The following is an 8,691-nucleotide window of genomic DNA, read 5'->3' on the forward strand; positions in this document are numbered from 1 at the left end:
CTGAAGATGCCGTCGCTACGATGGTTGAAGATGCTTACGTTAACCACATCCCGGTAATGACTGGGGGAGTCGGGAAACCAGCAGTGCGCGAGTTTTATTCCAAATACTTGATTCCACAGATGCCGCCAGACCTCGAGCTAGTTCCGATTTCGCGCACGATTGGGGCAGATCAACTCGTGGATGAAATGGTGGCTAAGTTCACTCATACTGTTTGGATGGAATGGATGCTACCCGGCGTTGCTCCCACCGGAAAACGGGTGGAAGTGCCAGTAGTTGCGATTATTCGGTTTCGTGACGGCAAGTTAGCCCATGAACACCTCTACTGGGATCAGGCGAGTGTATTGATTCAACTCGGCTTGCTCGATCCGGGTACACTTCCCGTCGTGGGCGTTGACAGTGCGCGTAAGGTGATCGATCCCAACTTATCTTCAAACACACTAATCGATCGCGACTCAGTGTAGGAGCCAGCAAATATCAATGCCTAAACCCGCCATTTTGCAACCAGGATCGCAACTCGCCTGACCCAGCCACGTTCTATACCCGTGGTGAAAAAGGCTATCTGGATTATCCAGCCCTAGCAAAAGTTTAGAAACTTAGAAAACGAAATAACTCACATGAAAGTTTTGATTGTTCTTGCACACCCAGAGTCGAAAAGCTTTAACGGAGCAATGTTTCAGACAGCAATTGACACGTTCAAAGACTCTGGGCATGATGTTCAATATTCAGATCTCCACACCATGAGATTTGACCCTGCATCCGATCGCCGCAACTTTACGTCTGTCAAAGATCCTGACTACTTTAAGCAGCAACTTGAAGAGATGTATGCAATTGAAGTTGGAGGATTCATTCCAGAAATTGAAGCTGAGATCCAAAAACTGGAATGGTGCGATCTGATGATTTGGCAATTCCCTTTGTGGTGGTTCAGTGTCCCTGCAATTTTGAAGGGGTGGGTCGATCGCGTTTTTGTTATGGGGCGTGTTTACGGTAATGAACATATTTATGAAACGGGCAGATTTCGAGGTAAGCAAGCAATGCTCTCATTGACCACAGGTAGCACAGAAGAGGACTATCTTGCAGGCGGTTTTAACGGTGATATCCATGCTATTCTGCGCCCAATTCAGCGAGGGATGCTGCAATTCGTTGGTTTTGACGTTCTTGCTCCGCAGATTGTTTATGCCCCCGTTCGCCAAACAGATGCAGTTCGTCAACGTATCTTGAATGATTTTTCGCAACGATTGCGAACCATTGAACGTGAGTTACCGATCGCCGTAGGTCAGTATTGATCGGCATGGAACTGGCGGGACTGGATTTGTGGGGCACGCAGCCAGGATCGTACTCATCCTGGTTGTAGGAGGCGCTTCTTATTGCTGGCTCCTACACGTATTGCTCATTGAGTTTTTGACAAAGTGACACAGCCATTCACAACAAGAGGTAACTATCATGACGCTTAAAGACAAGGTTGCTTTAGTGACGGGAGGAACATCGGGCATTGGTAGAGCTACTGCGATCGCTTATGCTCAACAACAAGCAAAGGTGGTGGTGGTGGGTCGTCGAATTGACGAAGGTGAAGAAACGGTTCGATTGATCAAGGAATCTGGCGGAGAGGCGATTTTTGTGCAAGCAGATGTCACAAAAATAGCCGATGTTAAAGCAATGGTTGATAAAGCAGTTGACGTTTTTGGTCGGTTAGATATTGCTTCTAACAACGCAGGAACGATCGGCGAAAATCCTTCAATGATTGAGCAAACAGAAGCGGAATACGATCGCACGATGAACGTCAATGTCAAAGGCATTTGGTTGTCGATGAAATATGAAATCGCTCAGATGTTGAAACAGGGAAGTGGTTCAATCGTCAATACGGCATCTGCGAATGGAGTCGTTGCATTTCCTACCTTCCCCCTCTACACCGCGAGTAAAAGCGCGGTGATCGGTTTAACAAAAGCTGCTGCGCTTCAATATGCCAAAGCGGGTATTCGCATCAATGTCGTTGCACCAGCGGTAATCGAAACAGATATGTTTGAAGCAGCGACAGGTGGGCAGGATGAAGTTAGAGCTTACATGGCAGGACTTCACCCGATCGGACGGATTGGAACATCGCTTGAAGTTGCAAATGCAGTTCTGTTTTTATCATCTGACCTGGCATCGTTCACAACAGGTACAACATTGATGGTAGATGGTGGGTATGTAGCGCAGTAGTCGATCGGCAGTGCGAAATGTTTAATACAGCATTTCAAGCGACTCACTAAAGCAACACTGAAATCGGTTCGCTAACTCCATAGGAATCTGCGAAAAGTTGAGTGTTGGAACTGTCTACACTCAAGTGAACTAAGACAAAGAGAACTTAGGAGTTGATGATAATGTCCAAAGTGTCTTCTACCTCACCACCACAAAACTAAAGAAAGGAATCATTACCATGAGTACCCAACCGACCGAAGTGATCAAAGAGTTTCTGGCAAATACGGCAATCGAAAAGGTCGAGGCGGCTGCCCGACGGCTCGTCGCGGAGGACGCAACATACATTTCCCTGAATTTCGACAACCCTGAACTGAAGCAAATCTTGCCTTGGACGGGAACCTCCAAAGGTCCCCAAGCGTTCATCGATACGTTCTCCCGGGTTGCGAAATGGTGGACGCATGAGGATTTCGCCGTTACCGCCCTCTTTGGCGAAGGCGAGAACGTTGCTGTGTTCGGCAGGTTCACGTACCGCTCGGTCTCGCTGAACAAGGCGGTGACCTCACCGTTCTCGATCCACGCAAAGGTACGCAACGGGAAGATCGTGTACTTTCAGTTCATGGAGGATACTTTCGCGACCGCTCGCACGTTCAGCCAGAAGGGGACTTGGACCATCAAAATCGCTCCGAACCAGCCGGAGTTCGAGGTGTAATAGCAGCCTACGACGCCTAACCATGCGTTGCACCGGAACGCTACAATTTGGTCGGTTGAGTTTTCAAGGTTATCTGCGTCCGGTGAGCTTGGTCGTTAGGTAGCGAGGGTGAAGAATGAAAAGAGAGTTAGCGATAAATTTTTTGTTCTCGTTTGTGGGCGGCGCAATGGTCTGGGCCTTGTCACCATTTTTATCCGGGCAGGTCGAACCGTGGGATGCGAAAGGTTTTTATTATTCCGCAGCACTTCTTATTGTTGGCCTTATCGTTGGCCTTGCTCGGCCTAAACATGTTTGGTCGCACTATGCCGGTATTATTCTTGGTCAACTGACGTATATGCTTTGTTTTCTGCCCGGCGGTCCGTTAATTCCTGTTGGAGTCGCTTTTTTAGCGGCTTACTCCACAATCGCTTTAGCAGGAGCAGCAAGTGGGGCCTGGTTTCGTCGCGTCAGCCGGGGTGCGCGGTGATTTTGCTGCCTAACAAGGCGCAGCAGCGAACCCGGCTCTCGCGCTCCGGTTGCAATCCACGCTGTCACCGCGGACCGGGTCGCTGAGCTTGGGTCGTTATAGACCGTATGAATCTTGATACTGGTGTGCGTACCGCGCTGGCTACCGAAGCAGAATTAAAGCCATCTTAGAGGCGGCAAACGCGGCGATCGCCCAAGGCAACAATGTTAGTTTTACTGAACGCAGGATATCGAGTAATCACCTACGATCGCAGAGGCTTCGGTGCTTCTAGCCAACCCTCGTTTGGCTATGACTACGATACCTTTGCAGCCGATTTGAACACGCTAATGACCAAACTTGACTTGCAGGATGCTGTGTTGGTCGGCTTTTCGATGGGAACAGGCGAAATCACGCGCTATCTTGGCAAGTATGGCTCCAGTGCCGCCCTTTCTGTTAAAAACGGACGACAATCCTGAAGGCGTTGACCAAAGCGTTTTCGACGGCATCATGAAAGCGATCGTTAAAGACCGTCCAGCCTACTTCTCTGCATTTTTCAGAGAATTCTTCAATGTTGATGTATTGCTGGGCGATTCTCGTTCCGAGAGGCTACGCCAACGCATCAGCAATGAAGCGATTCAAGCCAGTTGGAATGTAGCAGCAGGGGCTTCTGCTAAAGGGACTTTGGACTGTGTACCCTCTTGGCTGACTGATTTCCGCGATGATCTGCCCCGCATTGATGTGCCGACTCTGATTATTCATGGAGATAGCGATCGCATTTTGCCGCTTGAGTCCACCGCAGCAAGACTTCTAAAGCTGATTAAAAACAGTCAACTTGTTGTCATCCCTGGCGGACCGCACGCCATCAACTGGACTCACGCCGATCAGGTCAATCCCCTGTTACTGGACTTTCTTCAGCAGGAATAATCAGCGATCTACTGCATTTCTGGCTTGCGAAAAAACTCTGTGATTCACCCCGTTGAGTCAGGCTCAAATGATACACATATTTGTCTAGTTCTGAAGAGGCAATTCTATGACTGTCCCCACTCAAACGTCTCGAACCGTTGCCGGAGTAATCAACAGCGTTGAAACACTCGAAGGGGCCGGATTTCTTGTACGTCGGCCCTTTCCCAAAAGTAGCTTCTCTGAATTTGACCCGTTTCTCCTCCTCGACGAGTTGGGTCCGATTAATCTAAAACCGGATCAGGCAAAAGGTGCACCCGATCATCCGCACCGGGGCTTTGAAATCGTCAGCTATGTCTTGGATGGACGGTTAGAGCACAAAGATTCTGCGGGGCACGCCGGGCTACTAAATCCGGGTGATGTCCAGTGGATGACAGCAGGTGCCGGGGTCGTGCATTCCGAGATGCCGGAGTCAATGTTTACCCGAACTGGTGGACGGCTCCACGGCATTCAACTATGGGTCAATCTGCCACAACGAGACAAAATGATGCCGCCCCGCTATCAGGAAATTCCAGCGGCTCACATTCCGGTCGCTCAAACCGAAGATGGGTCTGTGACGGTGCGGGTGATTGCGGGAGAAGCGTTAGGGGCAAAAGCCGTAATTCAGACGCGCACGCCGATAATTTACCTCCACTTCACACTGCAACCAGGGGCAACGATGATCCAGCCTGTAACAAAAGAGTACAACGCCTTTGTCTATGTACTGGAGGGGGCTGGGTTGTTTGGGACAGAGACAATGCCTGGTGATGATGGGCAGATGGTGCTCTTTTCTCAAGATGGAGAGGATGTGGTGATCTCCAACCCTGCTGATGCTCAGCGTCCTTTAGATCTTCTGCTGATTGCAGGTGTACCCCTTAACGAACCAGTCGTGCGCTACGGTCCGTTTGTAATGAACACTGAAGCTGAAATTATCCAGGCGATCAACGACTACCAAGAAGGAAGGATGGGACAGATTTATGCTTAACACATTTCAAGATTGGACTAGTCAACATCAACGCTTGAGTGAGATACGAATCAAACTACTGCATCTGCACAAGCTTTTACTAGAGACTGAGCGTCTTACCTATGAGCAAGTTCGAGGGCAAGTTTCTAGAGGTGAATTGCTACAACTGGTGATTAGTCATAAGCAGTTTGCCTGGTTGCATCGACTCTCAGAATTGATTATCCAAATCGATGAGTTGCGTCATGCCGATGAACCTGTTACATCAGAGGCAATTGAAGCGATTGACAGTGACATTCGGACACTGCTCAGCCCCGACGAATCGGGCGATGAGTTTGCCATGAAGTATAACACGGCGCTTCAACGCCACCCCGATGTCGTGTTAGCTCATGCAGATGTCATGATGTTGCTGACCTCTGACAGTATTTAACCCGCTTAACCACAGTCTGGAATTGCTTCGGGAACAGCTTTTGAGGATCTACCAGAAGATTGGTTATGTCCAGTCTGTGGCGCGAAGAATGTAAAAAAAACTGTGTGATTCACCCGGTTGAGTCAGACTCACACGCTAGGGCGTGTCTGAAAAGTAAACATTGAATGGAGACTTATAGCGATGTCTAAAAATCCAAAAATCGGCTTAGAAGGACTGCTTCGTCCAGAAGATAGCATCCTGGTACTAATTGACCACCAGCCCTATCAGTTCACCAACTTGAACAGCCATGAACCTACGATGATCATTAACAATGTTATTGGTCTTGCCAAATCGGCAAAGGTGTTCAACGTACCCACAATCCTTACCAATGTCATGGAAGAAAGAGGGGGTCATATCATTAAGGGACTACAGGATGTTTTTCCTGATCAAAAACCGATCAACCGCACTTCCATCAATACCTGGGAAGAGCCAAACGTTACAGATGTAGTGAAGAAAAGTGGCCGCAAGCAACTGATACTTGCTGCGCTTTGGACCGAGGTCTGTCTCGCAATGCCAGCAATCCAGGCGCTGGGTGAAGGTTATGACGTATTCATCGTTACCGATGCTTCGGGCGGTGTTACTGCGGAAGCTCATGACATGGCGGTTCGCCGGATGGTTCAGGCTGGTGCAGTTCCAATCAACTGGATGGCTGTACTTTTTGAGTGGCAACGTGACTGGGCACGCACAGAAACATCTGCGGATGTATCAGAGATTGTTCTTGAGCATGGCGGTGCTAGTGCAGTGGCCCTTGCATGGGAACTTCAGCTCCTTGCAACAACCCCTCCAGCGAACTCAGGTGGACATTAATACTTGAGGTTTTCTCTACGGAAGCAACAAGTAAAATAGGAGGCAGCATTTTGAAAAAGATAAAATGCTGTCTCCGTCTCAAGCGTTAGTGATTCATCTGTTGCGCCACTATTCTGAGGTCGTACAAATTATCATGCCTGAGAATAGAAGCTTAACTTACAGCCAATTGCAGCAGGCGATCGATTCATCTGAATTGTGATTTATCCTTAGCCGAACTAGCAAGTGTAGTTAACGTCAGCCCGACTTACTTTGCAAGTTTGTTTAAGCGAACGATGGGGATTTCGCCCCATCAGTATGTGATTCAACGGCGCGTGGAACAGGCAAATTTCTCGTCCAAAATTTACAGATTTTGAACTTGCTCCGATTGTGTAATTGCAAGCCTAAATTTATGCTGATCCAAAAACTAAACGACTGTGAAGAAATTATCGCTGGAGATGGAACTGTTCTGCGCGAACTGCTTCATCCTGACAAACAAGACATCAACTTGCGTTACAGTTTGGCGCATGCGATCTTGCCTGTTGGCGAAACTTCGATTCCCCATTCCCTAAAGACTTCTGAGGTTTATTACATCATTAGCGGTGTTGGCGAAATGTCGATCGACAGTGAAGTTCGTCGCATTGAAACAGGCGATGCGGTTTACATTCCTCCAAATGCAATCCAGTTCCTTCACAACTACGGCAACGAACCCATTGTTTTCGTTTGTCTAGTTGATCCAGCTTGGCGCAAAGAAGACGAAACGATTTATGCACCAGTCTGATTCGTGCAAATCTCACTGCTAGGGATGATTGATCACGATCTTAGGAAACCCAGCCATCGTTTTCAGTCAATGTTCATTGAAACTCTCTAGGAGCCATCATGAGTATTGCTGTAGTGAATGGCGCGTCCCATGTTGTGATGGTTGCCCATGCAGATGCTGTTGCCAAGCTCATCGATTGTGCTGCAACCGCGCTATAGACGAGGCATAAACGCATCCGGCTATATCACTGGACAATCCTTAGTGATCGATGGTGGATACACAGCGAACTGACCCATTTCAAGAGAGAACAGACGAGCTTGATTTTCAGATCACATCTACAAGGAGGGATTCTATGTCAACTTTTGTCTTAGTTCATGGCTCCTGGCATGATGGTTCTGCTTGGCATGCAGTCATTGATCAACTAGAAGCAAAGGGACATAATGCTTTTGCGCCGACGATCGCTGGACATGGCAAAGGCGTGAACAAAAACGTCAACCATGCTCAATGCACGCAATCGATCGTCGATTACATTGTGAGTAAAGACTTAAACGATATCGTTCTAGTCGGACATAGTTTCGGTGGGACAATTATTGCCAAAGTTGCTGAAGCAATCAGCGATGGCTTCGCCGGCCAAAGGCAACGCATTCGACGACTCATCTTCTTCAATGCCTTTGTCCTCAATGATGGTGAAAGCCTCAACGATAACACCCCACCGCACTCTCAAGCGTTATCCGATCAGCTAGCGAGACAATCGGGCGATCATACGGTGATGCTACCTTTTGAGATTTGGCGAGAAGCGTTTATCAACGACGCTGACCTCGAACTAGCTCGATCCAGTTACGCACAACTATCCCCTGAACCGTATCAACCGTGGCTTGACAAGTTAGACCTAAAGCAGTTTTACTCGCTGCCCATCCCCAAAAGCTACCTCTACTGTACAGAAGATAATGTCCTTCCTCAAGGCAATTGGGGTTGGCATCCGAGAATGTCTAACCGCTTGGGGCTATTTCGGCTTGTACAAATGCCCGGTAGTCACGAGGTCATGTTTTCTAACCCGGTTGGTTTAGCAGAAAAGATTATTGTGGCAGGACGTGACTAGCAGCAGAATTTGCGATCGCCAACCCACTAATGTCGCCGTCATTAAACAAACAATGACCTGAAAAGGAGAAATCATGACAACTACATACCATCACAGTGCTGCTTTTGATTATATTGTGATTGGCGCCGGTTCAGCAGGCTGCGTTGTTGCCAACCGTCTTACAGAAGACCCTAATACTAAAGTATTGCTGCTCGAAGCGGGTGGTCCTGATACCAAGCCAGAATTTCAAGTTCCCTCAGTGTGGCCTACTACACTCTTAGGCTCGGAAGTGGACTGGGCATACTTAACTGAAGGGGAACCTTACTTAAATAACCGCAAAATTTTAGCTTCACGCGGTAAAGTCTTGGGCGG

General features: G+C 48.3%; 16 protein-coding genes. All 16 read left to right on the plus strand.

What is annotated here, in order from left to right; genetic code table 11:
- A partial coding sequence (locus tag H6G96_RS39250; RefSeq protein ID WP_190919899.1) for a nuclear transport factor 2 family protein occupies nucleotides 1-461 on the plus strand: 461 nt, incomplete at its 5' end.
- A gap of 153 nt (nucleotides 462-614) precedes the next feature.
- Nucleotides 615-1,283 (plus strand): NAD(P)H-dependent oxidoreductase, encoded by a 669-nt coding sequence (locus H6G96_RS39255; RefSeq protein ID WP_190919901.1) that lies wholly within the window; start codon nucleotides 615-617, stop codon nucleotides 1,281-1,283.
- 157 nt (nucleotides 1,284-1,440) lie between these two features.
- Nucleotides 1,441-2,196 carry an SDR family oxidoreductase gene (locus H6G96_RS39260; RefSeq protein ID WP_190919903.1) on the plus strand — a complete coding sequence of 252 codons (756 nt, stop codon included), beginning with the start codon at nucleotides 1,441-1,443 and terminating at the stop codon, nucleotides 2,194-2,196.
- 217 nt (nucleotides 2,197-2,413) lie between these two features.
- Nucleotides 2,414-2,884, plus strand: coding sequence for a nuclear transport factor 2 family protein (locus H6G96_RS39265; protein WP_190919905.1), 471 nt, complete (start codon nucleotides 2,414-2,416; stop codon nucleotides 2,882-2,884).
- Between the two features lie 115 nt (nucleotides 2,885-2,999).
- Complete coding sequence (locus H6G96_RS39270; RefSeq protein ID WP_190919907.1) at nucleotides 3,000-3,350, plus strand: hypothetical protein; 351 nt, start codon at nucleotides 3,000-3,002, stop codon at nucleotides 3,348-3,350.
- Nucleotides 3,351-3,553: 203 nt separating this feature from the next.
- The gene (locus H6G96_RS42765) at nucleotides 3,554-3,805 is read left to right on the plus strand and encodes an alpha/beta fold hydrolase (RefSeq protein WP_277933107.1); all 252 of its coding nucleotides are present in this window, start codon (nucleotides 3,554-3,556) and stop codon (nucleotides 3,803-3,805) included.
- Complete coding sequence (locus tag H6G96_RS39275; protein ID WP_277933108.1) at nucleotides 3,759-4,253, plus strand: alpha/beta hydrolase; 495 nt, start codon at nucleotides 3,759-3,761, stop codon at nucleotides 4,251-4,253. The genes H6G96_RS42765 and H6G96_RS39275 overlap by 47 nt, the downstream gene beginning before the upstream one ends.
- A gap of 106 nt (nucleotides 4,254-4,359) precedes the next feature.
- Entirely contained in the window at nucleotides 4,360-5,253 is an 894-nt protein-coding gene (locus H6G96_RS42770; RefSeq protein ID WP_190919909.1) for a pirin family protein, read from the plus strand.
- On the plus strand, nucleotides 5,246-5,659 hold the full coding sequence (locus H6G96_RS39285; protein WP_190919911.1) for a hypothetical protein: 414 nt from the start codon (nucleotides 5,246-5,248) through the stop codon (nucleotides 5,657-5,659). The genes H6G96_RS42770 and H6G96_RS39285 overlap by 8 nt, the downstream gene beginning before the upstream one ends.
- Nucleotides 5,660-5,680: 21 nt before the next feature.
- Nucleotides 5,681-5,767 carry a rubredoxin gene (locus tag H6G96_RS42095; RefSeq protein ID WP_190919918.1) on the plus strand — a complete coding sequence of 29 codons (87 nt, stop codon included), beginning with the start codon at nucleotides 5,681-5,683 and terminating at the stop codon, nucleotides 5,765-5,767.
- A gap of 72 nt (nucleotides 5,768-5,839) precedes the next feature.
- Nucleotides 5,840-6,505, plus strand: coding sequence for a hydrolase (locus H6G96_RS39295; protein WP_190919913.1), 666 nt, complete (start codon nucleotides 5,840-5,842; stop codon nucleotides 6,503-6,505).
- A 64-nt stretch (nucleotides 6,506-6,569) separates the two neighbouring features.
- Complete coding sequence (locus H6G96_RS42775) at nucleotides 6,570-6,704, plus strand: hypothetical protein (RefSeq protein WP_277933109.1); 135 nt, start codon at nucleotides 6,570-6,572, stop codon at nucleotides 6,702-6,704.
- Nucleotides 6,694-6,858: an AraC family transcriptional regulator gene (locus H6G96_RS42100; protein ID WP_242063635.1), complete on the plus strand. Its 165-nt coding sequence runs from the start codon at nucleotides 6,694-6,696 to the stop codon at nucleotides 6,856-6,858. Before H6G96_RS42775 ends, H6G96_RS42100 begins: the two co-directional genes overlap by 11 nt.
- 35 nt (nucleotides 6,859-6,893) lie before the next feature.
- A complete protein-coding gene (locus tag H6G96_RS39305; RefSeq protein ID WP_190919915.1) occupies nucleotides 6,894-7,262 on the plus strand; it encodes a cupin domain-containing protein in 369 nt (122 codons plus the stop codon).
- 331 nt (nucleotides 7,263-7,593) lie between these two features.
- Nucleotides 7,594-8,340, plus strand: a complete 747-nt coding sequence (locus tag H6G96_RS39315) for an alpha/beta hydrolase (protein ID WP_190919916.1) — start codon at nucleotides 7,594-7,596, stop codon at nucleotides 8,338-8,340.
- 73 nt (nucleotides 8,341-8,413) lie between these two features.
- On the plus strand, nucleotides 8,414-8,691 hold a 278-nt coding region (locus tag H6G96_RS39320; RefSeq protein ID WP_190919917.1), incomplete at its 3' end, for a lycopene cyclase family protein.

It is taken from the genome of Nostoc sp. FACHB-892 (assembly GCF_014698795.1).
In the GTDB taxonomy this organism is placed as follows: Bacteria; Cyanobacteriota; Cyanobacteriia; order Cyanobacteriales; family Nostocaceae; genus Nostoc.